General features: G+C 71.8%; 19 protein-coding genes. 14 read left to right on the forward strand and 5 right to left on the reverse strand.

The features are described from left to right. The first annotated feature begins 569 nt into the window (after positions 1 to 569). The 9 genes from OG542_RS08270 to OG542_RS08310 all read left to right on the forward strand — a co-directional run bounded on the left by OG542_RS08270 (position 570) and on the right by OG542_RS08310 (position 11,631). Positions 570 to 1,583, forward strand: coding sequence for a hydroxyacid dehydrogenase (locus OG542_RS08270; protein WP_328409517.1), 1,014 nt, complete (start codon positions 570 to 572; stop codon positions 1,581 to 1,583). A 264-nt stretch (positions 1,584 to 1,847) separates the two neighbouring features. After that, the gene (locus OG542_RS08275) at positions 1,848 to 2,936 is read left to right on the forward strand and encodes a LacI family DNA-binding transcriptional regulator (protein ID WP_311128391.1); all 1,089 of its coding nucleotides are present in this window, start codon (positions 1,848 to 1,850) and stop codon (positions 2,934 to 2,936) included. A 375-nt stretch (positions 2,937 to 3,311) separates the two neighbouring features. After that, entirely contained in the window at positions 3,312 to 4,649 is a 1,338-nt protein-coding gene (locus OG542_RS08280; RefSeq protein WP_328409520.1) for an ABC transporter substrate-binding protein, read from the forward strand. Positions 4,650 to 4,657: 8 nt separating this feature from the next. Further along, on the forward strand, positions 4,658 to 5,542 hold the full coding sequence (locus tag OG542_RS08285; protein WP_328344892.1) for a carbohydrate ABC transporter permease: 885 nt from the start codon (positions 4,658 to 4,660) through the stop codon (positions 5,540 to 5,542). Then, positions 5,542 to 6,459 carry a carbohydrate ABC transporter permease gene (locus tag OG542_RS08290; RefSeq protein ID WP_311128388.1) on the forward strand — a complete coding sequence of 306 codons (918 nt, stop codon included), beginning with the start codon at positions 5,542 to 5,544 and terminating at the stop codon, positions 6,457 to 6,459. The genes OG542_RS08285 and OG542_RS08290 overlap by 1 nt, the downstream gene beginning before the upstream one ends. Before the next feature lie 92 nt (positions 6,460 to 6,551). Next, complete coding sequence (locus OG542_RS08295) at positions 6,552 to 8,153, forward strand: family 43 glycosylhydrolase (RefSeq protein WP_328409522.1); 1,602 nt, start codon at positions 6,552 to 6,554, stop codon at positions 8,151 to 8,153. A gap of 170 nt (positions 8,154 to 8,323) precedes the next feature. Then, the gene (locus OG542_RS08300) at positions 8,324 to 9,745 is read left to right on the forward strand and encodes a Gfo/Idh/MocA family protein (RefSeq protein WP_328409524.1); all 1,422 of its coding nucleotides are present in this window, start codon (positions 8,324 to 8,326) and stop codon (positions 9,743 to 9,745) included. Between the two features lie 129 nt (positions 9,746 to 9,874). Beyond that, positions 9,875 to 10,918 carry a LacI family DNA-binding transcriptional regulator gene (locus OG542_RS08305; RefSeq protein WP_328409526.1) on the forward strand — a complete coding sequence of 348 codons (1,044 nt, stop codon included), beginning with the start codon at positions 9,875 to 9,877 and terminating at the stop codon, positions 10,916 to 10,918. Positions 10,919 to 11,208: 290 nt separating this feature from the next. Beyond that, positions 11,209 to 11,631, forward strand: coding sequence for a helix-turn-helix domain-containing protein (locus tag OG542_RS08310; protein ID WP_311128384.1), 423 nt, complete (start codon positions 11,209 to 11,211; stop codon positions 11,629 to 11,631). Between the two features lie 28 nt (positions 11,632 to 11,659). On the opposite strand, the gene OG542_RS08315 is transcribed toward OG542_RS08310, so the two are convergent. Continuing rightward, entirely contained in the window at positions 11,660 to 12,259 is a 600-nt protein-coding gene (locus tag OG542_RS08315; RefSeq protein WP_328409529.1) for a peptidoglycan-binding domain-containing protein, read from the reverse strand. 254 nt (positions 12,260 to 12,513) lie between these two features. Between OG542_RS08315 and OG542_RS08320 the strand changes: the two genes are divergently transcribed. Further along, complete coding sequence (locus OG542_RS08320) at positions 12,514 to 13,545, forward strand: DUF5954 family protein (protein ID WP_328409531.1); 1,032 nt, start codon at positions 12,514 to 12,516, stop codon at positions 13,543 to 13,545. Here the strand turns inward: OG542_RS08320 and OG542_RS08325 are convergent. Continuing rightward, on the reverse strand, positions 13,542 to 13,949 hold the full coding sequence (locus tag OG542_RS08325) for an SRPBCC family protein (protein WP_328409533.1): 408 nt from the start codon (positions 13,947 to 13,949) through the stop codon (positions 13,542 to 13,544). The genes OG542_RS08320 and OG542_RS08325 overlap by 4 nt on opposite strands. Before the next feature lie 122 nt (positions 13,950 to 14,071). Here OG542_RS08325 and OG542_RS08330 point away from each other — a divergent pair, with 122 nt between their 5' ends. Further along, complete coding sequence (locus tag OG542_RS08330; RefSeq protein ID WP_311128380.1) at positions 14,072 to 14,476, forward strand: VOC family protein; 405 nt, start codon at positions 14,072 to 14,074, stop codon at positions 14,474 to 14,476. On the opposite strand, the gene OG542_RS08335 is transcribed toward OG542_RS08330, so the two are convergent. After that, positions 14,456 to 15,145 carry a helix-turn-helix domain-containing protein gene (locus OG542_RS08335; protein WP_328409536.1) on the reverse strand — a complete coding sequence of 230 codons (690 nt, stop codon included), beginning with the start codon at positions 15,143 to 15,145 and terminating at the stop codon, positions 14,456 to 14,458. The two genes, OG542_RS08330 and OG542_RS08335, sit on opposite strands and share 21 nt — an antisense overlap. A gap of 29 nt (positions 15,146 to 15,174) precedes the next feature. Further along, on the reverse strand, positions 15,175 to 16,110 hold the full coding sequence (locus OG542_RS08340) for an AraC family transcriptional regulator (RefSeq protein ID WP_311128378.1): 936 nt from the start codon (positions 16,108 to 16,110) through the stop codon (positions 15,175 to 15,177). Between the two features lie 81 nt (positions 16,111 to 16,191). Between OG542_RS08340 and OG542_RS08345 the strand changes: the two genes are divergently transcribed. Then, positions 16,192 to 17,034, forward strand: coding sequence for an NmrA family NAD(P)-binding protein (locus tag OG542_RS08345; protein WP_328409540.1), 843 nt, complete (start codon positions 16,192 to 16,194; stop codon positions 17,032 to 17,034). 32 nt (positions 17,035 to 17,066) lie between these two features. Here OG542_RS08345 and OG542_RS08350 read toward each other — a convergent pair whose 3' ends face one another. Next, a complete protein-coding gene (locus tag OG542_RS08350) occupies positions 17,067 to 18,245 on the reverse strand; it encodes a YihY/virulence factor BrkB family protein (protein ID WP_311128376.1) in 1,179 nt (392 codons plus the stop codon). Between the two features lie 52 nt (positions 18,246 to 18,297). On the opposite strand from OG542_RS08350, the gene OG542_RS08355 reads away from it, so the two are divergent. Next, complete coding sequence (locus tag OG542_RS08355) at positions 18,298 to 19,932, forward strand: acyl-CoA dehydrogenase family protein (RefSeq protein WP_328409542.1); 1,635 nt, start codon at positions 18,298 to 18,300, stop codon at positions 19,930 to 19,932. Positions 19,933 to 20,192: 260 nt separating this feature from the next. Beyond that, complete coding sequence (locus OG542_RS08360; RefSeq protein ID WP_328409544.1) at positions 20,193 to 21,470, forward strand: GAF domain-containing protein; 1,278 nt, start codon at positions 20,193 to 20,195, stop codon at positions 21,468 to 21,470. Positions 21,471 to 21,642: the final 172 nt, after the last annotated feature.

A 21,642-nucleotide genomic window follows, 5' to 3' on the forward strand; every position in this document is an offset into this window, starting at 1 on the left:
CGGTTGTTGTGCGTTGGGGCAGAGCTTCTTCCGGTCGGCATGGCGCGTCAAGGGCCTTGACGAATTTTCGAAAAGACTGTGTAACCTCGGCGTCATCAGCTTGAGGGCGGGTCGGACCTGTTTTCGATAGGCGTGATCAAGCCATCGGAGAGCGCCTCGACCGTCATGACCAGGGGATGTTCGCGAGGTCGAGTCGGCAGGAGATTGGGAACCGGTTGCCGAACGGGCCGTCTGGGCGTCGAGACGTCGACGGAAGGGCACACAGGCCTCGTCCTCCCTCACTGAAACCGCAGTAATCGATTTCCACGACCAGATCTCGTGCCGAGCTCGACCAGGGATCGCCACCCGGGCCCGATCCGCCCGCCCGCACCCACCCCACTCCCCCCACCCCACCGACCTCACCCTCTTCCGTCGCGCCACGACCTGCACTCATCAAGGGCGTTGCGCCGAACCGGCACCTCCCGCCGTCCTCCCCGCCCTGCCGATTGACCGTCGCTTCCCGGCGGACCTACGGTAGAAGGCGCTTTCAGAAACAGTTTCCGTTCTCCGCCCTCTGCTCCAGGAGAGTCATGCCCAGCCCTCAGCTGCCGCGGACCGTGTTCGCGATGGACCCGGTGCACCTCCCGCTGCTCTTCCCTCCGCCGCTGATGGAGCGACTGAGGCGCACGGCCGACATCGACCCCGGGTTGGTGGTGCGGGACTTCGCCGATCCGGCCGCGGCCGGTGCCCTGGCCCGCGCCGAGGTGCTGATCACCGGCTGGGGCTGCCCGCACCTGGACGCCGGTGTCCTCGCGGCGGTCCCGAAGCTCGACGCCGTGCTGCACGCGGCGGGCTCCGTCCGCTCCCTGGTCGGCGAGGCCCTGTGGGAACGCGGGGTCACCGTCTCCAGCGCGGTGACGGGCAACGCCCTGCCCGTCGCGGAGTTCACGCTCGCGATGATCCTGCTGGTGGGCAAGGACGCCTTCGACCACCGCGAGCACTTCCGCCGTACCCATGCCTATCCGGGCCCCGCCGAGACCGCCGCGACCGGCAACCTCGGCCGCCGCGTCGGGGTCATCGGCGCGTCCCGTGTGGGCCGCCGGCTGCTGGAGCTGCTGCGGCCGTTCGACCTCACCGTCCTGCTGCACGACCCGTATGTGAGCCCGGTTGAGGCCGCCGCGCTCGGTGCCGAGTCGCTGTCGCTGGAGGAGCTGCTCAGACGCAGCGACATCGTGAGCCTGCACGCCCCCGACATCCCCGAGACCCACCACATGCTCGACCGCGACCGGCTCGCCCTGGTGCGGGACGGGGGCGTGCTCATCAACACCGCCCGGGGTGCGCTGGTCGACCACGAGGCGCTCACGGGTGAGCTGGTCTCGGGCCGGCTCAGCGCGGTCCTCGATGTCACCGACCCGGAGCCGCTGCCCGTCGGCTCGCCGCTGTACCGCCTGCCCAACGTGTTCCTCACCCCGCACATCGCGGGCTCGCTGGGCAACGAACTGGAGCGGCTCGGCCGCATCGTGGTGGAGGAACTGGAGCGCCTGGTGGCGGGCGTGCCGCCGGTCCACGAGGTACGGCACGCGGATCTGGCGCGGGTGGCGTGACGCCTCCGCGGGCAGGCCGTCCGGCCCTGACGCACGGCGGGCCCGGCGGCCCGGGGCACGTCCGGCAGGCCCTTTCGGACCGCTGTCCACAGGCCCTCCAGCCTGGAGTAACGATGGGATACGGTTTCCGCACCGGTGCGGGACGGGTGCCCGGACCACGAGTGCGGCGGGGCCGCTTCGGACCGGGGCGCGACAGACCGGAGCGCACGGCAACGGGCCGCACATCGGCCACGCATCGGGCCACTACGTGAAGGAGCCGCAAGGGTGAGTCAGCGCAAGGCGACGAGTGACGCCGGCCGGGCGACCATCCGCGACGTCGCGGAGCGCGCGGGCGTCTCCGTGGCCAGCGTCTCGCGGGTGCTGTCCGGCAACTACCCGGTGTCGGAGGAGCTGCGCCGCCGGGTGATGAAGGTGGTCCGGGACCTGGACTACGTCACCAACGCCCACGCCCGTTCCCTCGCAGGCGGCGGCACACCGACGGTGGCGATCCTCATCAACAACATCACCGGCGCCGCGTTCGCGCACGTCGCGAAGGGCGTCGAGGGCGCCGCCACACTGCGCGGCTGGCTCTCCCTGGTCGGCACGACCGGCGACGACCCGGAGCGTGAACTGGCCCTGGTGAACCTCATGCGCCAGCAGGGCGTGGCCGCCGTGATCCTGCTCGGCGGCGCCTACGACTACGACGAGTACCAGCTGCGGATGGCCCGTTTCGCCCGTTCCCTGGACGCCGCCGGCTCGCACCTGGTCCTGGTGGGCAGGCCCCCGCTGGAGGGCGACGTCCCGGCGACGACGGTCGACTACGACAACGAGGGCGGCGCCTACGCGATGGCCAGCCACCTGCTGTCGGCCGGTCACCGACGCGTCCTCGTCCTGCCGGGCCACGCCGAACTGACCACCGCGCAGGGCAGGCTGAAGGGAGCACAGCGGGCCTTCGAGGCGTACGGCGTGCCCTTCGACCCGGGCATGGTCAGGCACGGCCCGTACGACTACGAGCACGGCTACGAGGCGGTGGAGGCTGCCCTGCACGACACGCCGGACTTCACCGCGGTGCTCGCCGGCACGGACGTGGTCGCCGCGGGCGCCGCCCAGGCCCTGCGCGCGGCGGGCCTGCGGGTGCCCGAGGACGTCTCGATCGTCGGCTACGACGACATCCCGCTCGCCTCCCAGCTCACGCCCCAACTGACCACCGTGCACGTGCCGTACGAGGAGATGGGCCGGGTCGCGCTGCGCGCGGTGGCCGACCGGCGCGAGGGCGGCGCGGGCCGCCGCAGGAGCGCCGACGGCGATCATCTGGTGCTGGGCACGCATGTCGTGGTCCGCAATTCGGTGCGGCCGCCGGCTGCGCACGTCTGACGCGGAGTCGTTACGTAACCGGTTTCCCGCGGCTTTGCGGCCACTTGCGGGATGGCGTCGGCGTGCCCGCCACGCTGTGGACCGGCGACCCTGACAGCGCTTTGACCTGTGCATATATCGAGCCGGACGTGAGGGTTCGCCACGCTCCCGGCGCTGACCCGCCGGACAATCCGCCGAAATAAATCGACGCGCACCTCTTGCTCTGAGTGGATCCATCCGCCTACCGTCCCAGCAACCGCTTACTACAGCTTCTGCTTGGCCGACCCCCCGCAACCGCGAGCCGACGGTTTTCCGGCCGCCGTTCCCGGCCGGCACCACCGAGCCGCCGCCGTCCTCTCGTTCTGAGAACGTCCTATTCCGAAGGATCACGGTCAGATGAACTTCACCAGCCCCCGGAGAAGGTTCGCCTCCGCCGCTGTCGCGGGCATCGCGCTGACAGGTCTGCTCTCCGCCTGCGGCGGATCCGGCTCGGGCGACGACGCCGCGTCGAAGTCCGGCCCGGTCACCCTCCCCTTCTGGGGCTGGGCCAACGGCCAGGAGGCGGTCGTCAAGGCGTTCAACGCCTCACACAAGGACATCCAGCTGAAGTACACGAAGGTCACCGACCAGCTGACCATGCAGAAGCAGCTGACCAACGCGGTGAAGGCCGGCAACGCCCCCTGCCTGGTCCAGAACACCGCCGAATACGTGACCAGCTGGGTGTCACAGGACGCGCTCGCCGACATCACGCAGTACGTCGAGGGCGAGAAGGACAAGTTCAACACCGGCGCCTGGGCGAGCGCGCAGGTGCAGGGCAAGCTCTACGGTGTTCCCACCAGTTCGGCGCCCCAGTTCACGATCTACCGCACGGACATTTTCGAGAAGTACGACCTGAAGCCCCCGGCCACCTGGGACGAGTTCATCGCCGCGGGCAAGGTGCTGAAGAAGCACGGCATCAAGATCACCAACTACGCCGGTGAGGACCCGAGCACCCTGGAGGTGCTCGCGATGCAGGCCGGGGCGCACTGGTACGCGATCGACGGCAACGCCTGGAAGGTGGACTTCCAGGACGAGGGCACCCTCAAGGCCGCGAAGGTGATCCAGGACATCATCGACAACGACCTGAACGCCAAGCTGTCCTTCGCCGACTACGCGGCCGTGCAGCGCAGCTACGACACCGGCGCCACCGCGACCCGGCAGATCTCCACCTGGCAGATGGCCGGCATGGTGCAGAACTTCACCAAGTCCTTCGGCGACTGGGCCCTGGCGCCCTGGCCGACATACCGGGGCGAGGCGGCCAAGACGCCGGCCGGTACGAACCTCACCGGCAGCGTGACCCTGGTGACCAAGCAGTGCGAGAACCAGGAGCAGGCGGCGAAGGCGGCGCTGTGGATGTCGACGAACCAGGACGCGGTCAAGACGATGGCGAGCCCGGAGACCGGCAACGGCGTGATGCCGGCGCTGGCCGACAGCGACTCCTACGTCGGTGAGTCGATCTCGCGGAAACTGCTCGGCAAGAACTACGACCCGGCGCAGAAGGTCGTCACGGACAGCCTGGGAACGGTTACCACCGACTGGACCTACGGTCCGAACTGGACCGCGATGTTCACCGAACTCCAGGCGGGCTGGGCCAAGGTGGTCAACAAGCAGGAGAAGGTCACCGACCTGCTCGCGCACATGCAGGAATGGACGGTCAAGGACCTGACGTCCCGCGGTATCAGCGTCAAGGGCTGAGGCATTCGATGATTCGCTCCCTGCGCTGGAAGGGTGCCGCGTTCACGGTGCCCTTCCAGCTCGGCTTCGTCTTCCTGTATCTGCTCCCCATCGGCTACGCCGTCTACGAGTCGCTGTTCGCCCGGAAGCAGTCCGGGCTCGGCCTCGGTGGCGCGACGACGGAGTTCGTCGGGCTCGACAACTACTCGCAGGGCCTGACCGACTCGGCGTTCATGAACTCGATCCTGCGGGTGGTGCTCTTCGCCTGCGTGCAGATCCCGTTCATGCTGCTGATCAGCCTGCTGCTGGCGCTGTTCCTGGACGCGCTCACCTCCAGGGCGGCGAGCCGGTTCCGGATCCTGCTGCTGGTGCCGTACATGATCCCCGGCGTGGTCGCGGCGATCGTGTGGGTCAACCTCTACAGCCCGGACGTCGGTCCGCTCACCCCGATCGGCAAGGCCCTCGGCTTCGACTGGAACTTCTTCGCGCCGTCGATGGTGTGGCCGTCCATCGGCAACCTGCTGACCTGGCACGGCATCGGCTACAACATGGTGATCATCTACTCGGCGCTGCAGGGCGTGCCCCGCGAGCTGTTCGAGGCGGCCCGGCTCGACGGCGCCTCCGAGCTGCGGATCGCGCGCAGCATCAAGATCCCGTTCGTGCGCGGGGCTCTGGTCCTGACGGGTCTGCTGTCGATCATCCAGATGCTGCAGATCTTCAACGAGCCGGCGCTGTTCCGGAACATCACTCCGCAGACGGTCAGCGACAGCTTCACGCCGATCATGATCATCTACAACCAGGCGTTCAACGCGGGCGACTACAACTACGCGGCCGCCCTGTCGGTGCTCCTCGCCCTGATCCTGGGCGTCGCCTCCTTCCTCTTCTACCGGCTCACCTCGAAGGAGGCCGACTGATGGTGCTGACCGAGCGGACCACCACCGAGCGGCCCGAAGTCCGCGGCGTGCGGCGCCTGTCCCGTCCGGATCCGGCCTCGCGCGGGCGGGGCGGTCAGCGCTTCCTCCTCGCCGGGCTGGCCCTGGCGAGCGCGTACAGCCTGTTCCCAGTGTGGTGGCTGATCGTCGCCGCGACCAAGGACCGCACGGCGCTGTACCAGAGCAACGGCCTGTGGTTCTCGGGCTGGCACCTGTGGGACAACCTGCAGCAGGTGTTCACGTACCAGGACGGCATCTTCCTGCGGTGGACGGCCAACTCGTTCCTGTACGCCGGTGTCGGCTCGCTCGGCGGCACGCTGATCGCCCTCGCAACCGGTTACGGACTGGCCCGCTTCGACTTCCCGGGCCGTAACGCGATCTTCGCGTGTGTCGTGGGCTCGTTCCTGATCCCGATCGCGCTGCTCACGCTCCCGCTGTATCTGCTGTTCTCGGCGATCGGCATGGTGGACACCCCCTGGGCGATGCTGATCCCCTGCCTGATCAACCCGTTCAGCGTGTACCTGGCCAAGGTGTACACCGAGGCCACGGTCCCCTACGAGCTGCTGGAGGCGGCCCGGATCGACGGCGCCGGCGAGCTGCGGATCTTCTTCAGCATCGTGCTGCGGATGATGACGACGGGCGGCGCGACGGTGTTCCTGCTGGCCTTCGTGAACACCTGGAACGCCTTCTTCCTCCCGCTGACCGTGCTGCGCGGCAAGGAGAACTGGACACTCAACCTCGGCCTCTACAACTGGACCGGCACCCGGCTGGAGTCCGGCATCGACCTGACCGGGCTGGTGCTGACCGGCGCGCTGCTGTCCATCGTGCCGATGGCGATCATGATGGTCGCGATGCGCCGCTACTGGCGGACGGGCGTGACGCTCGGCGCCCTCAAGTGATCCCGGCCGTCCTTCTTCCCTGACTCCTGGGGGCCGTGGGTGACCCTGACTCCCCGCGGTCCCCGGGTGCCCAACTCCCCGGGAGTCCCGGCGTGACAGTGCTGCACAACCCCGTCCTCCGCGGCTTCGCCCCCGACCCCTCGCTGGTCCGGGCCGGCGACTGGTACTACGTGGCGACCAGCTCCTTCGAGTGGTTCCCGACCATCCCGGTCCACCGCTCCCGCGACCTGGCCCACTGGGAGTTCGCGGGGCACGTCGAGGGGGCGGCCCCCGGGGGCTCGCTGGCCGGGGTGCCCGACTCGGGCGGCATCTGGGCTCCTTCGCTGAGCTGGGACGGGGAACGGTTCTGGGTGACCTACACCGTCGTGCGCTCTGTGGGCACGCCCTACTTCGACCTCGACACCTACATCTCGACGGCCACCGACGTGAGCGGCGAGTGGAGCACCCCGCGCCGGGTCGCGAGCCACGGCTTCGATCCGGCCCTGTTCCACGAGGGAGGCCGGCTGTGGCTGCTGAACCTGCAGAACGACCACCGGCCGGGGGGCCGGAGATTCGCGGGGATCGTCGCCACGGAGCTGGACCGGGACACGCTGACACCCGTCGGTAAGACGCGTCTGCTGCTCCAGCACGACCGGCTGATCGAGGGGCCGAAGCTGCTGCGGCGCGAGGGCTGGTACTACCTGGTGCTCGCCGAGGGCGGCACGGGCTGGGAACACGGGGTGCGGGTCGCCCGCAGCCGGGAACTGACCGGGCCGTACGCACTCGACGACCGGCCGCTGCTGACGACGCGGGACGACGAGAGCGTGCCGTTGCAGAAGGCCGGGCACGGCGAGCTGGTCGAGACGCCGGACGGGCAGTGGCTGCTCGGTCATCTGACGGCCCGTCCGCTGCGCACGCCGCGGGGCCGCCGTTGCACGCTCGGCCGGGAGACCGCGATCCAGGCGGTGACCTGGGACGCGGAGGGCTGGCCCCGGCTGCGCCAGGGCGGTTGGCACCCGGCGGTGGACGTCGAGGTGCCGACCCGGCCCCACCCGCTGCCGCCCGCCGCCCCGCCCGAGGACCTGTCCTGGCCGTGGAGCACCCTGCGCGAGGCACCGGACCCGTCCTGGGCCGACACGACGGCACGCCCGGGCTGGATCCGGCTGCGCGGCCGGCACGGGCCGGAGTCACGCTGGGCGACCAGCTTGCTCGCCCAGCGCGTCACCGAGCATCACGCGGAGGCCGAGGTGACGGTCGAGGCGCGGCCGGTCACCTTCACGCAGGCAGCGGGGCTGGCGCTCTGGTACAACCCGGAGGCGTATCTCAGCCTGGACCTGACCTGGGCGGAGCCGGAGGGCGAGCCGCAGCGCGGGCAGCAGTGGCAGGACTCGCCCGGTGCGGGGGGCCGTACGGTGCTCGGCCTCGTGGAACGCGACGAGGAGGGCACGCGGCAGGTCGCCGTCGTGGAGGTGCCCGTCGGGACGCCCGTGACGCTGGGGGTGACCGTCGAGGGGGCCGACGCCCGTTTCTGGTACGTACGGGACGGGGTGCGGACGGCGATCGGAGCGGCCCTGGACTTCAGCCGGTTGTCCGACGACCACGGCTCCCGCCTGCGCTTCACCGGTGCGATGGCGGGCATCCACGCCCGGGATCCGGTCGACGCGGCGTTCACGGCCGATTTCACGGGTTTTCGGCTGACCTGCACATCCGACTGAGCCGGTCCGACGGCCCGTCAGCCCCCACTTGATGCTCGATCCTGCTTGAAAGTGCTTCCTATCGAGCACGTATTGACATGTAACCGTCGAAGCCCGCAGAGTCATGCCCCGAAAGTCCCGACAGTGCCCCGGCAGTGATGCGAGCCACCCCATCGAGGAGTGTTGCCGTCATGTCCGAAACACCCGCTGTCTCACGCCGACTGCTTCTGGGCGGAGCCGTAGCCACCGGCGCGCTCGCGGCCGGGATGACCGCGGCACCGTCCGCGTCCGCCGCGACCGGGCAGACGCCCCGCCGCCGTCCCGGGCAGAAGTCGATGATCGGCGTGCCGTTCGAGGCCCACAGAACCGTCCGCGTGGGTGTCATCGGCCTGGGCAACCGTGGCGGAGGCATGGCCGAGGGCTGGGCGGCCGTGCCCGGCTGCACCGTGACCGCCGTCTGCGACGTCCGCGCCGACCGCGCGCGACGCACCGCCGACCGGCTGGTGAGCAAGGGCGAGCCCCGCCCCGCCGAGTACGGCGGATCAGCCGGCTCCTACGCCCGGATGCTCCGGCGCGACGACATCGACCTGGTGTATGTCGCCACGCCCTGGGAGTTCCACCACGAGCACGGCAGAGCCGCGCTGCTGAGCGGCAGGCACGCCGTGGTGGAACTCCCCGTCGCGACCGAACTGCGCCAGCTGTGGGACCTGGTCGATACCTCCGAGCGCACCCGGAGGCACCTGCTCCTCGCCGAGAACTGCAGCTACGGCCGCAACGAACTGGCCATGCTGAGGATGGCGCACGCGGGCGTGTTCGGCGACATCACCAACGGCCATGGCGGTTACCTCCACGACCTGCGTGAACTCCTCTTCTCCGACACGTACTACACCGACTCCTGGCGGCGGCTGTGGCACACCCGCAGCACCGCGTCCCTCTACCCCATGCACGGGCTGGCCCCGATCGCGGCGGCCATGGACATCAACCGCGGCGACCGGATGGCCACCCTGTCCGCCACCGCGACCGCCCCGAAGGGACTGGCCGACTACCGCGAGCGCTTCGTTCCCCGGGAACACCCGTCCTGGAAGGAGACGTACATCAACGGTGACCTGGTCACCTGCCTCATCGAGACGGAGAAGGGCAGGGTCGTCCGGGCCGAGCACGACGTGAGTTCACCCCGGCCGTACAGCAGGATCAACACCCTCGCCGGCAGCCGCGGGATCGTCGAGGACTACGCCGGGCCCGCCCCGACCGGCGCGCGTGTCTACCTGGAGCCGGACCACGGCGGCCACACCTGGCGCGACTTCGCCGACTACCGCAAGGAGTTCGACCACTGGCTGTGGCGGAAGGTCGGCGACGACGCCGCGAACAACGGCGGTCACGGCGGCATGGACTACGTTCTGCAGTGGCGCACCGTCCAGTCGATGCGCGCCGGACTGGTGCCCGACATCGACGTGTACGACTCGGCCGCCTGGTGCGCGGCGGTCCCGCTGAGCGCCGCGTCCCTGGCGAGGCAGGGACGCCCGGTCGAGATCCCGGACTTCACCCGTGGCGCCTGGGCCGGCAGACGGCCCGGCCTCGACTCCGGCCCGACGGAGATGCCGCCCGTCGGCTGAGGCGACCCGGTCGGCCACGACACCCGACCCGGACGTGATCGACCGGTATTCAGTCGCCTGTCTACCCGCCGTCCTGCCCCGCACCTAGAGTAGGAAGCGCTTTCTGCCCGGTGGAGAGGTGGGTTCCCGATGGTCCGTACGGCGAGTGCGAGCGTGGCGGCAGGTCCGACGCTGGCGGTCGTGGCCCGTGAGGCGGGGGTGTCGGTGCCGACCGCGTCCAAGGTGGTCAACGGCCGGGAGGACGTGGCGCCCGAGACCCGCCGCCGGGTCACCGAGGCGCTCGACCGGCTCGGCTATGTGCGCAGACCCCGGTTCGACGCGGCGAAGGCGCCCCGGCTGGTCGACCTGGTCGTGCACTCGCTGGAGAGCTCCTGGTCGGGCGCGGTGCTGCACGGGGTGGAGGAGGCGGCGCACGACGCGGGCCTGGAGGTCGTGGTGTCGGCCGCCCTGACCCGCTCCCGGGTCGGCCGCCCGGAGCGCGGCTGGCTGGACAAGCTGGTCGCCCGGGGTTCCTCCGGGGTCCTGTTCAATCTGGCCGAGCTGAGCGCCTCGCAGTACGCCTGGCTGGAGCAGCACCGCATCCCGTTCGTGATGATCGACCCGATCCAGGAGCCGCCGGAGGGCGTGGTCTCGGTGGGGGCCGCGAACTGGCAGGGCGGCCTGACGGCCACCGAGCATCTGCTGTCCCTGGGGCATCAGCGTGTCGCCGTCATCGCCGGCGACCGGCGCACGATGTGCAGCAGTGCCCGGGTCGCCGGTTACCGCTCGGCGCTCGCGTCGGCCGGGGTCCGGCACCGCGCGGAGTACGTCCGGCACGCCGGTTTCGACGAGAGCCTGGCCCGCCGCCGCACGCTGGAACTGCTCGACCTGCCCGAGCCTCCGACGGCCGTCTTCGTCTGCTCGGACCGGATGGCGCTGGGGGTGTACCAGGCCCTGGCCGAGCGGGGGTTGAGGGTCCCGGACGACGTCAGTGTGGTGGGCTTCGACGACCTGCCCGAGGCCCGCTGGGCCTCACCCGGCCTGACCACGGTCCGCCAGCCGCTGTCGGAGATGGCCGCGACGGCCCTGCGCTCGCTGCTGCGCATGATGGACGGGCACCGCCCGGAGAGCACGCGGACGGAGTTGTCGACACGGCTGGTGGAACGGGCGAGTACGGCGGCGCCGCGGGCGTAGGTCCTGTCCGAGGCAGGTGGGCCCGGCGTTGCCGGGCATGCTGTTCGAGGCCGACGCGGGGGGCGGTACGCCCTGGTGCGGGGGACAGCGGCTGACGGTCCCTGCGGTCGCCGTACCCCGGCGCACCGTCGCCGACCGGCGGTCGCTCGGCCGGCGGTCTCTCACACCCCTACGCGCGCCGCGCGCCCGTCGCTGTGGGGAACTGGTCCGGACGGGCCGGCGTCGAACGATGCGGTGGGAAGGGGCCGTTGTCCGGGGGTGGGGTGGCGGCGGGAAGTGGGGGGACGACCATGACACGCTGGCAGCCGCTTCCGGACGCACTGCCGAGGGAGGCACGGCATCTGGTCGAGCAACTGCGGGCCCTGAAGGACCGCACGGGTCTGAGCCTGGCCGACCTGGCACGGCGGACGGCGTACAGCAAGTCGTCGTGGCAGCGGTATCTCAGCGGGGTCAAGCAGCCGCCGAGGGGCGCGGTGCAGGCGCTGTGCCGGGTGGCCGGGGCGGATCACGCGCGGCTGCTGGCGGTGTGGGAGCTGGCCGACCCGACGTGGCCGCGCGGTGCGACGGGGCCGGCCGGGCAGGCGGTGGAGCTCGCGACACCGCCGCCCGGTGCCGAGTACCGGCGGTGGCGGGCGGCGGCGCTGGTCTCCTTCGCGGTCATCGTCGTGCTCCTGGCTGGGCTGCTGTGGGCGCTGCCGACGTGGAGCGGGTGACCCCGGGGTCACCCGCTCGTCCGGGCACTCAGCCGACCGTGCGGTAGTGCGCGTTCTTCCAGGGCCCTACGTTCTTGAGCTTCACCTGGTACTTGCCGCCCACGCGCTTGAAGTTGACGTTCCGCGCGTCGCCCTTGTACTGGACGATGTTGCCCGGGAGGCTCTGCAGCCGGGTCTGGGCGAAGTCCCAGCTCTCGCTGACCACGACGCCGTCGGTCTCCGGGAGGTTGTGCTTGCTCTGCCACCACTGCGTGGCCGACTCGGTCTCCGGCCCGAACGAACCGTCGATCTGGCTCTTCTTGAAGGGGCGCCACTCACCCTCGTCGTCCTCCCACAGGGCGCCGTCCGCCCACAGGACGGTCTCCCACAGGGCGATGGCGTTGCCCTTGGGGTAGGCCTCGACGCCGAGGTTCTCCTCGTCCTCCCAGTCGTTGGTGACGGCACCGCCGCCGTCGATGCCGAAGTAGGGGCGTTCGCGGCCGGTGCCAGGGCGATCCCGGCGGCCCCGCCCCCCAGCAACACGGCCGTCACCATCGCCATGGCCCGATTGCGCATGCTCATGCGGTGTTCCTTTCCGAACCGCCGTCCCCCGCGGGTCACCCCTGGGGCGGCTCGTCTCGTTTGGCACGGCACAGCGTCGCGTCCGGCCCTCTTGCACGGCGAGCCTTCCCGGCGTTCACGGACCGCCCAGGGACGGCTCACGCGCGGGGCGGCGGCGTCCCGGCCGAGCGTGGGACGCGCGGGGTCTCCATGGGCCGGACTGGGCCGGGCTGGGCCGAACCGGGCCGGAAGGCGGGCCCCGGCATCCCCCCGGTTCCCAACAACAGCCTTTGTTGGGTCGCCCGGACTCCGCACCCTCCTCGCGACCAGGACAATGCGTGCATGGATGATGACTGGCAGCAACAGATCGACGCTCTCCAGGAGGAGTTGGTCCGTCGCGACGACCCCGCCGCCTGGGTGCGGGAGGCCGACGCGATGGACGCCTCGCGGCGCTATCCCGCTCTGTCGCTGCGCGGGCCGGTCTTCGGGGTCGCCGCGCAGGATCCCGCGGTGGGTCCGGGGTGGCGGCTGCTGAAACCGGTGACGGACGGCATGCCGCAGGTGGCACGGGACGGGCTGCACTCGTACCTGTGGTTCACGGCCAAGGACGACACCGACGAACCGGCCGTCCGGCGCGAACTGCTCGCGGCCGTCGCGGTGATGGAGCGCGAGCCGGTGAACGAGGTGGAGGCGTGCGGGGTGCGCTACCGGGTCGTACGCGGCGACGAGTTCGCGCGCTGCGACGACGACGGGCTGGAGCCGCCGCGCCCCACCGACCTGGAGCCGGCGCGGCGGTCGTGGGACAAGCGGGCGAAGGACACCCCGTCCCCGGACATCGGCTTCGTCCTCGACCCGGCCCGCCCGGACGGCCTGGCGGCGGGCGCGCTGCGGCTGGGCCTGAGCGACTTCGCGTACACGGGCGCCCGCTTTCCCTCCGACGTCCGCGAGGACTCCGAGCGTGCGGTGGCCACACACCCCGACCCCGTGCTGCTGCCCACCGGATTCGGCGTGGTCGAGCGCGGCCGCCACGGCTGGCAGCCCTGCGGCACGCTCATGGCCACGCCCCACGACGCCCGGCGTCTGCTCTACAACGGCATGTCGGAGATCTGGGCCATGCTGTACCGGTACGACGAGGCCAAGAAGGCGAAGTACGCGCGCGCCGCCGAGGAGTACAAGGCACTCGACCGCGCCGACGAGTTCCGCTTCGACGACCGTCTCTTCCGGATCTGCCGCGTCGAACGCTTTCTGCGCATGGGACCCGAGGGACCGGAAGGCCCACGGCCGTCGGACATCGACGAGTACGGCCCCATGAAGATGCACCCGACGATGGAGGAGGACGGCACCATCCACCACGAGTCGGAGGCGTCGGGCTAGGAGCGTTCCGTCAGCCGCTTGAGGGCGGTGAGGTCGGCGGACACCGCCTCGGCGTCGCGGCGGAACTCCTCGTCGCTCATCCCGGGCCGCCGGCGCAGGGTGAACACCACCTCGCAACCGGGGCCGTCGGCGATCACCCGCATCGGATTGTGCACGGTCTGCCCCGAGGGCAGGGTGACGTCGTGGTCGAGCACGCCGAACTCGTTCCTGGGCGTGAACACGACCACGACCCGTCCCATGGGCGACTCCCCCACCCACTGGCCGTCCACCCGCTCGATGGAGCGGGCCAGCCCGGGAGCCCAGCCGGGGACGTTGACGGGGTCGGATACGTAGTCGTAGACCTCCTGGGCGGGGCGGTCGATCGGGATGCCGAGGTGCCGGGATCGCTGTGTCGTGGTCGTCATGGCGGCGACGTTACGGGGCCGGCCGGGGATGGTCTTGAACGGATCGGACACGGGTGCGGAGGGGGGATCCGGTGTCCGTTTCCTTCAAGACCGGCCGCCCCGGGCCTGCCTACGGTGGCCCCATGACCGCACGATTTGATGCCATCGGCCTGGTCGTCTCCGACATGACCGCCTCCGTCGCCTTCTACCGCCGACTCGGATTCGCCTTCCCGGAGGGCGCCGAGAACCAGCCGCACGCCGAGGCCGAACTGCCCGGCGGGCTACGGCTGATGTTCGACACCGAGGAGACGGTCCGCTCCTTCCTCCCCGAGTGGGAGCCGCCCGCAGGCGGGGGCCGGGCCTCGCTGGCCCTGCGGTGCGACGGGCCGGCGGAGGTGGACGCGTTGTACGAGGAACTGGTGGGCTCCGGGTACGACGGAGAGCTCAAGCCCTGGGACGCCTTCTGGGGGCAGCGGTACGCCGTCGTGCTCGACCCGGACGGCAACGGGGTGGACCTGTTCGCCCCGCTAGCCGTGTCCGGCGAGTAGCTCGCCCAGCGGCAGACCCGCCAACTCCCTGACGTCGCGGGCCAGATGGGCCTGGTCGGCGTATCCGGCCCGGGCGGCCGTGTCCGCGAAGGGCACGCCGTGCCGGGCCAGCGCGAGGGCGCGCCGCAGCCGCAGGATACGGGCCAGCGTCTTGGGGCCGTAGCCGAACGCGGCCAGGGCGCGACGGTGCAACTGGCGCGCACCCAGGCCGAGTTCGTCGGCGGTGGCGGCGACCGGGCGGCCCGCGTCGAGGGCCGTGACGACCTGCCGCAGCACGGGGTCCGGGGGATCGGCACCGGCCGCCTGCCGCAGCGCCACCTCCTCCAGGCCGCTCGCCGGGTCGGGGGCCGCGTTCACGCGGTCGGCCAGGCGGCGTACCTCCGAGGCCGGCCACAGATCCGCCAGCTCGACCCGGCGGTCACGCAGCTCGTACGCCGGTACGCCCAGGAGCGCGGGCGCCGTGCCCGGATAGAAGCGCACCCCGGCCCAGGCGCCGGGCCCGTCGCCCGTGAGGTACGCGTGGGTGTCGGGCCCGGCGACCATCAGCCGCCCTTCGTGCCACAGCAGGTCCATGCATCCGTCGGGCAGCACACGCCCCACCCCGTCCCGGTCCGGGGTGTTGCTCCACACGACCGCTCCCGTCAGCCGCGACGCCCACTCCACGTACACGTGTGCCAGGCTACGCCGCCCGTGCCCGGTCAGGCCGCCCGCGCCCGGTACTCCACCGGGCTCACCCCGTACACCCGCTTGAACGCCGTCGACAGGGCGAACGCGCTGCCGTAGCCGACGCGGCGGGCCACCGCGTCGAGCGTGTCGTCGGAGTCGCGCAGACGGTCGGCGGCGAGGGCGAGGCGCCAGCCGGTGAGGTACGTCATCGGGGGTTCGCCCACCAGGGCGGTGAAGCGGCGGGCGAGTGCGGCGCGGGACACTCCCGCCTTGGCGGCGAGGGAGGAGACGGTCCACGGGTGGGCGGGGTCGTCCTGGAGCAGGCGCAGCACGCCGCCGACGACGGGGTCGCCAAGGGCCCGGTACCAGGCGGGGGCCTCCGCCTCCGGGCGGGCGAACCAGGCCCGCAGCGCGGCGATGACCAGCAGGTCGAGCAGCCGGTCCAGGACGACCTCCTGGCCCGGCTCGTCCCGGACGATCTCCTCGGCGATGTACGGCGTGAGCGGGCAGGCCCACACGTCGGCCGGGAGGGTGAGCAACGGCGGCAGGGCGTCCAGCAGCCGTCCGCTCACCTCGCCGCGCATCGGGTACGTGCCGATCAGCAGCACCGTTTCCCCGTCGAGCCGGTCGCCCCAGGTGCGGACGCCCAGGTCCATGGAGCCGTTGAGGGGCCGTCCGTCGGGGTAGCGGCACTCCTGGTCCGGCAGGATCAGCGCCTGCGGGGCCGTACCGGGGTCGTCGGCGCAGGTGTACGGGTCCGGGCCGCGGGCGATGGCGAGGTCCCCGGCCCGCAGCCGGGCCCGCTCGCCCCGGTCGGGCACGACCCAGGCCTCGCCGCGGACGACGAGCATCACGGTGAGCGGGGCCCGGTCCTCCACCCGCACCGCCCAGGGCGGGTCGAAACACGCCCTGATCATGAACGCGCCCCGGGCGCGGGGGCCGTCCAGCAGACCAGCGAGGGCGTCCATGGGGTCAGCGTAGACGCGGTCGTATGGGAATGAGCCGTTCAGCGATGGTCCCGTGCCGCGCACGGCAGTTGACTCGACGGCATGACGAACACACGGAACACGCAGGGCATGACGGTTGTGGTGACCGGGGCCTCGGGCCGTACGGGGAGCCGGGTGGCGCGGGCCGCGGAGGCCGCGGGGCTCACGGTGCGAGGGGCGTCCCGGGCGACCGGCTTCGACTGGTGGGACCGCTCGACCTGGGCGGCGACCCTGAGCGGCGCCGACGCCGCCTACCTCGCCCACCCCTCGGACGTCGGCGCGCCGGGGGCCGCCGAAGCGGTCGGGGCGCTGGCGCGCGAGGCGGTCGGGCTCGGGGTGCGGCGGCTGGTGCTGCTGTCCGCGCGGGGCGAGGACCAGGCTCTGCCGACCGAGGAGGCGCTGCACGCCTCGGGGGCGGACTGGACGGTCGTACGGGCCGCGTGGTTCGCGCAGAACTTCAGCGAGGGCCCGCTGGTGGCGGAGCTGCGGGAGCGCGGTGAGCTGGTGTTCCCGGCCGACGATGTGCGGGAGCCGTTCCTCGATGTGCGGGACATCGCGGACGTGGTGGTGACCGCGCTGACGGGCGGCGACGAGTACGTGGACCGGACGCTCAAGCTGTCCGGGGCGCGGCTGCTGACCTTCGGGGAGGCGGTCGCGGAGATCGCCGGGGCGACGGGGCGGCCGCTGACGTACCGGGCCGTCTCGACCCGGGACTACGGCGAGGCCATGGTCGGCTTCGGTCTGCCACCGGAGGAGGTCGCGGCCATGACCGGCATCTTCGACACCCTCCTCGACGGCCGCAACGCCCACCTCGAGGACGGCGTGCGGGAGGTCCTGGGCCGGGCACCGCGTGCCTTCACGGACTTCGTCCGGGAGGAGGCGGCGGCCGGAACCTGGAAGCCCTGACGAGGACCGGAAGGCGTGACGAAACCGGCCCCTCACTGCTCGGAGGGTGGCGGCGCCTCCCCGTTGGCCTCGCTGTTCTTGGCGTGGGTGCTCTTCGCGTGGGTGCTCTTCACATGCGTACGCGCGTGCGTGCGCAGGCGGGCCGTGACGTCCTCCGGGGGGAGGAAGCGGGACCAGCGTTCGGGGAACTCGGAGGGCATGTCGGGGTCGGCCGTCCCCGCGGCGGCCGCGCGGGCCACGTACTCGGCGACCTGCTCCTGCCGCAGCCGCTCGTTGGCCTCGCGGGCCGCGGCCGTGGCGGCGGCCGGCCAGACCCGGTCGATGGCGGCGTTGACCGCCGCCCCGACCAGCACGGCGAACGCGGACACCCCGATCCACAGCAGCACGGCGACCGGCGCGGCCAGGGAGCCGTAGATCGTGGGTCCCTCGACCGTGCTGGTCAGGTAGATCCGCAGCAGGAAGCTGCCGAGCACCCACATGCCGAGGGCGACGAGCGCGCCGGGCACGTCCTCGATCCACGGGGAGCGGACGGGGACGGACACGTGGTAGAGGGTCGTGAGGAAGGCGATCGACAGCAGGATCACCACGGGCCAGTACAGGACCTGCACGACCGTCGTCGACCACGGCACGATCCGCACCACCGCGTCCGGCCCGGCCACCATCAGCGGCAGCGCGATCGAGCCGATCAGCAGGGCGACGATGAACAGCGCGAAGGCCATCAGGCGGGTCTTGACGATGCCCCGGACGCCGTCGAGGCCGTACATGACAGTGATGGTGTCTATGAAGACGTTCACGGCGCGGGAGCCGGACCACAGGGCGAACAGGAAACCGATGGAGATGATGTCCGGCCTGCCGCCCTTCATCACGTCGTGCAGGATCGGCTCGGCGATCTGCCGCACGCCCCGGTCGGACAGCACCGTGCGGGCGGCCTCCAGGATGTTGGTCTCGAGGCTCTCGATGGTGTCGGCGCCGGTCCAGGCGTCGACGTAGCCGAGCAGTCCGATCATGCTGAGCAGCAGCGGCGGCACCGACAGCAGCGTGAAGAACGCGGCTTCGGCGGCCAGGCCCAGGATGCGGTACTCGACGCAGGAGTTGACGGTGTCCTTGACCAGCAGCCAGGCGGTCCTGCGCTTGGAGACGTTCCGGTAGAGGGCACGCGCCCGGTGGAGGCGCCCGGAGGGCGTGTCGGGGGTTTCACTTGCTGGCTGCACCCCCTAACGGTATCCGTCGCGCCCGGCCGCACTCACCCGGTAGGTTCACAGCATGGCTGGCAGCACCCACTCCGTGAGCAACCAGGTCCCGCCGCTGGTCGGGTACGACGTCTTCACTGCCGACCGGGCCCTCACGGCCGGGGTCGAACGGCATCTGGATCCGCGGCTGCTCGACGAGGTGCTCGGCGAGCTGTCGGCGCTCGGGCGGGCCTCCGGCTCGGCCCAGGTGCAGGAGTGGGGGGCGCAGGCCAACGAGAACCCGCCGCGGCTGCGCACGCACGACCGGTACGGCGAGCGGATCGACGAGGTAGAGTTCCATCCGTCCTGGCACCGGCTGCTCGGCAAGGGCGTCTCGGCCGGTCTGACGGCGGCCTGGAACCGGCCGGGCGGGCACGTCCGGCGGGCCGCCGCCTTCCTCGTGTGGACGCAGGTCGAGGCCGGCAACGGCTGCCCCCTGTCGATGACGCACGCGGCGGTGCCCGCCCTGCGCACGGACCCGGAGCTGGCCGCCGAGTGGGAGCCGCGGCTGACGTCCATGGTGTACGACCGTGAGCTGCGGCCCGCGCACCTGAAGGCCGGCGCGCTGTTCGGGATGGGGATGACGGAGAAGCAGGGCGGCAGCGACGTCCGGGCGAACACGACGTCCGCGCGGCCGCTCGCCGAGGACGGGACGTACGAACTCACCGGGCACAAGTGGTTCTGCTCGGCGCCGATGTCCGACGGTTTCCTGGTGCTGGCGCAGGCTCCGGGCGGGCTGACCTGTTTCCTGGTGCCGCGGGTGCTGCGGGACGGGACGCGCAACGTGTTCCTGGTCCAGCGGCTCAAGGACAAGCTCGGCAACCGGTCGAACGCGTCCGGTGAGGTCGAGTTCGACGGCACCTGGGCGCGCCGGGTGGGCGAGGAGGGGCGCGGGGTGCGCACCATCATCGACATGGTCGCGGCGACCCGCCTCGACTGTGTGCTGGGCTCGGCCGGGCTGATGCGGCAGGCCGTGGCGCAGGCGGTGCACCACTGCGGTCACCGCGAGGCGTTCGGCGGGAAACTCGTCGACAAGCCGCTGATGCGCAACGTCCTCGCCGATCTCGCCCTCGAGTCGGAGGCGGCGACGACCCTGGCGCTGCGCCTCGCGGCCGCCTACGACGACGGCGGCGAGCAGGAGCGGGCGCTGCTGCGGATCGCGGTACCGGCCGCCAAGTACTGGGTGACCAAGCGGTGCCCGCCGGTGGCGGTGGAGGCGGCGGAGTGCCTGGGCGGCAACGGGTACGTCGAGGAGTCCGGAATGCCCCGGCTGGTGCGCGAGTCGCCGCTCAACTCGGTCTGGGAGGGCGCGGGCAATGTCCAGGCCCTGGACGTGCTGCGGGCGTTGCAGCGGGAGCCGGGCGCGCTGGACGCGTATCTGCGGGAGGTCGGGCAGGCACGCGGCGCCGATCACCGGCTCGACGGGGCCATCAAGAACCTGCTGACCGAACTGGCCGATCTGGAGGGCGTGGAGGGGCGGGCGCGACGGCTGGCGGAGCGGCTCGCGCTGGTGCTCCAGGGGTCGCTGCTCGTCCGGTTCGCGCCGCCGCAGGTGGCCGACGCGTTTTGCGCCGCGCGGCTGGGCAGCGACGGCGGCGCGGCTTTCGGGACGTTGCCGCACACGCTGGACCTGGCGGCGGTGGTGGAGCGGGCCCGTCCGGTGTCCTGACCTGGTGTTCTGATCAGCTCGCGCGGGAGCGGGGGTGGTGCTGCGCCGACACGGCACCACCCCCGCCGCACTGGCCCGTTCGAGCCATCGAACGCCGCTCGGGACGGCGCCACACTCAATTTTCAGCCACGGCCGGGCAGTCCACCAGGGTTGCGAGGGGTTGCAACTTGATGCCGACTGTGTGCGGACTGCGCGCGTCCGTCAGCGGCAGACGGCACTATGAGACGGACAGTCAGAAAGGGCTCCGGGGGGACACGCCGATGGACGTCAGGCAGCTCGCCGCCGTGAACGCCACGCGGGCGGCCCGGGTCCTCGACGAGGTCCGTTCCGCCCGGCTCGCCGGGCAGCCGGCACCCGTGGCGCCGCGGCCGGTGATCGAGCAGTCCTGGGAGCGGATGCTGCGCGGCGGCGTCGACCCGGACCACGACTTCCGGGCGGGGCTGCTGCCCCTCGAGGAGGTGCGGCGGCGGCGCGAGTCCTCGGCGCTGCGCCATGTGCTGCCGGTGCTGCGGGAGGGGCTGCTGGCGGTCGCGGACGCCGCCCACCACATCATGGTGGTCGCCGACGAGGATGGCCGGGTGCTGTGGCGCGAGGGCAGCGCTCCGGTACTGCGCAGGGCCGACGGGCTCGGGTTCGAACTCGGCGCGGACTGGCGCGAGGACGTCGTCGGCACGAACGGTCTGGGCACTCCGGCGGTGGTGCGCCGGCCCGTACAGGTCTTCGCCTCCGAGCACTTCGTGCGCTCCCAGGCCGGCTGGACCTGTGCCGGCGCTCCCCTGACGGATCCGCGGGACGGCCGGCTGCTCGGCGTGGTGGACGTGAGCGGGCCGCTGGAGACGATGCATCCGGCCACGCTCGCCTGGGTCGACTCGGTGGCCAAGCTCGCCGAGGCCCGGCTGCGGGAGATGCACGTGGAGGCGCTGGAGCGGCTGCGCGCGGTGGCGGCGCCGGTGCTGGCCCGGCTCGGCGGGCGTGCCCTGGTGGTCGACCCGGACGGCTGGACCGCCGCGGTGAGCGGGGTGCCGTACACGCGGCGCGTCGCCCTGCCGAAGTCGCTGTCGGCGGGCCTGCGGTGGCTGCCGGCGCTCGGGCTGTGCTCGGTGGAGCCGCTGGCCGGGGGCTGGCTGGTGCGGGCGGCCGCCGACGAGCCGGTGCCACCCGGGGCGACCAGGATCGTGCTGGACCTCAGACAGGCGCGCAGATGGTCGGTGGAGGTCTCCGGCGGCGCCGGGTCCTGGGCCCGCGAACTGAGTCCCCGGCATGCCGAGTTGCTGTACCTCCTCGCCGTCCACCGCACCGGCCGCAGCGCCTCGGGCCTGGCCGGGGACGTGTTCGGCGACCCGGCCCGCACGGTGACGGTGCGCGCCGAGATGTCGCGGGTACGGCGGTATCTCGGGGCGGTCCTGGAGCACCGGCCGTACCGGTTCGCCGAGGACGCCGAGGTCGAGATGCTGCTCCCGGACGATCCGCGCGATCTGCTGCCGTACTCGACGGCACCGGAGGTGCGCAGGCTCCGCACCTCCGCACCGGCCCCCTGAGGTTCACCGGACGTGTCGTCCGACTGTCCCCCGGGGTACATCTTTCGCATATTTGCGGGGTCTTCGTCCGCACCCCGCTCACCTGCCGTAGCATCCCTCTACGGGTCACCCCACCTGCTCCTCCGTCAACGTACGGATCATGAGGCGCAGTTGGCCCGCCTCGGGAGGACTT

Source organism: Streptomyces violaceus (assembly GCF_036014075.1).
Lineage (GTDB): Bacteria > Actinomycetota > Actinomycetes > Streptomycetales > Streptomycetaceae > Streptomyces > Streptomyces violaceus.